Genomic DNA, 2,119 nt, shown 5'->3' on the forward strand with positions numbered 1-2,119 from the left:
ACCAATGGTGTAGCTCACAAAATCGTCGCCACGCAACCACGTCGCCCTCCCCAAAACTAAAAACCGGGCAACCCCGCACCGCGCCACCCGCGCCTATAATTGCCGCAGAACCCCAAACCTGAAAGGAGCCATCCATGACCCACACCCTGCGCGCCGCCGCCTGCGCCTTCGCACTCGCCCTCCTGCCCGCAACCGCCGCCGAGAGCGACAACAACCGCGACGACATCAAACCCGCCGACCTCGTCCACATCCTCATCGGCGCCTACGAAGGCGCCGCCGATGCCGCCGACCGCAGCGGCCACCCCTTCGGCGACGAACGCCTGAGCCACGAACAACTGATGCGCTTTGAAGCAAACTTCAACCAGGTCCAACAAGGCCTGCAAAACATCACCCGCCCGGACGGCAGCATTGACGGCGACCGCGCCGCCGCGCTGCTCAACGAACTGCAAGATCGGCACGGCGATGGCCGCACCATTGACTTCGTCCGCGCGCTCAACACCCTGCGCCAACTCGAACAACAGCCGGACGGCCTCAGCCTCGACAACATCCTCGGCCTCTTTGCCGCGCACAAAAACGACCGCAGCAGCACCATCGCCATCGCCAACGACGACAACGCCCTGCCCGACCTGCTCAAACTCGTGTACGCCGACCGCCAGCTCGGCACGCCCGACCCGGCACGCGAAGCACGCGCACACCGCCTCATCGCCGAAACCCTTGCCAGCGACACCCTCAGCCCGGCGCGCCACGCCGAAATCGCCACACTGCTTGACAAACTGGGCGCGCCGTATCGCGACGACTACCTCAAATGGCAGGCAACCCCGCCGCGCATCGCCATCCGCCCGCAGAGCAGCACCGACACCCTCGAACAACTGACCCGCGACAACCCCGACCTCACCCCCGACCAGCGCGCCCGCATCCAGCAAATCCTGCGCGAACAAAAATAACGCCCTGCCGCGCTGTCTTCCCCTGCCTGGCGTATCCGTAATATAGCCATCCACCGAAAGTTTCAGACAAGGCGCGTCGCTGAAGACAGTACGCGGTTGTACGGCGAAGCGGCGCAACACCGTATGAGGCTTTCGGTGGATGGCTATAGTGAACCGAAGAACAGAAAACCGCCGCACTGCCCCCTCCCCCTGTGGGGGAGGGTTGGGGTGGGGTTAATCATTCACACCGCCGAGGCAAAACCTTTCTGCCCCGCCAAACAGCGACACCACAAACGACAACCCCGGAGCGCCCATGAACATCCTCATCGCCCTCGACTCCTTCAAAGAAAGCCTCAGCGCGGCAGACGCCTGCGCCGCCGTCGCCCGCGGCTTCCGTGCCATTGACCCCGAAGCCGACTGCCACTGCCTGCCGATGGCTGACGGTGGCGAAGGCACCACCGCCGCCCTCGTTGCCGCACGCGGCGGCGACTGGCAAACCGTCACCGTGCAGGACCCGCTCGGTCGCCCCGTCAGCGCCCGCTATGGCCGCCTGCCGGACGGCAGCGCGGTGATGGAAATGGCCGAAGCGGCGGGGCTGCACTACCTCACCCCCGGCGAACGCAACCCGCGCATCACCAGCACCTACGGCGTCGGCGAAATGCTCCAGCACGCGCTGGATGGCGGCTGCACGCACATCATCCTCGGCATCGGCGGCAGCGCCACCAACGACGGCGGCGCGGGAATGCTGCAAGCGCTTGGCGTGCGCCTGCTTGGCGCGGATGGCGGCGATGTCGGTCTCGGCGGCTTCGGGCGTGAGGTAGATGGTCATCTGCGGGGCTTGGTTGAGCCGGCCGAGCACTTCGGTGCTGCTTTGCACGCCTAAATAGAGCATCAGCGGCAAGGTCATGGCGGCGGCCAGCATCAGCAGCACCATCAATGTGCCCAAGGGCTGGCGCACGAGGCGGGCAAAGGCCTGGCAGGCGGCTTCCAGATGCAGAGAGAGATAGTGTTTCATGCGGCAAACCTGCCTTCCTGCAAACGCAAAATGCGGTGGCCGTAGTCGGCCATCAGGGTTTCGTCGTGGGCGGCCACGATGACGGTGGTGCCGGCTTCGTGGAAGGTTTTGAAGAGCTCCATGATGTCGAGCGCGTAGGCGCGGTCGAGGTTGGCGGAGGGCCCGTCGGTGATCAGGAGGC

Annotated in this window: 2 protein-coding genes and 1 pseudogene; 2 read left to right on the plus strand and 1 reads right to left on the minus strand. The window is 65.4% G+C overall.

Annotated elements, in window-relative coordinates; all coding sequences use genetic code 11:
• Positions 1-134 precede the first annotated feature (134 nt).
• Together Q0349_RS09775 and Q0349_RS09780 are read left to right on the plus strand one after the other, a co-directional pair.
• A complete protein-coding gene (locus tag Q0349_RS09775; protein WP_298080714.1) occupies positions 135-944 on the plus strand; it encodes a hypothetical protein in 810 nt (269 codons plus the stop codon).
• A 292-nt stretch (positions 945-1,236) separates the two neighbouring features.
• Positions 1,237-1,806, plus strand: a complete 570-nt coding sequence (locus tag Q0349_RS09780) for a glycerate kinase (protein ID WP_298080716.1) — start codon at positions 1,237-1,239, stop codon at positions 1,804-1,806.
• A 128-nt stretch (positions 1,807-1,934) separates the two neighbouring features.
• On the opposite strand, the pseudogene Q0349_RS09785 reads toward Q0349_RS09780, so the two are convergent.
• A pseudogene (locus Q0349_RS09785) lies at positions 1,935-2,119 on the minus strand (cell division ATP-binding protein FtsE); the annotation flags it as partial.

Source organism: uncultured Cardiobacterium sp., from assembly GCF_938028185.1.
In the GTDB taxonomy this organism is placed as follows: domain Bacteria; phylum Pseudomonadota; class Gammaproteobacteria; order Cardiobacteriales; family Cardiobacteriaceae; genus Cardiobacterium.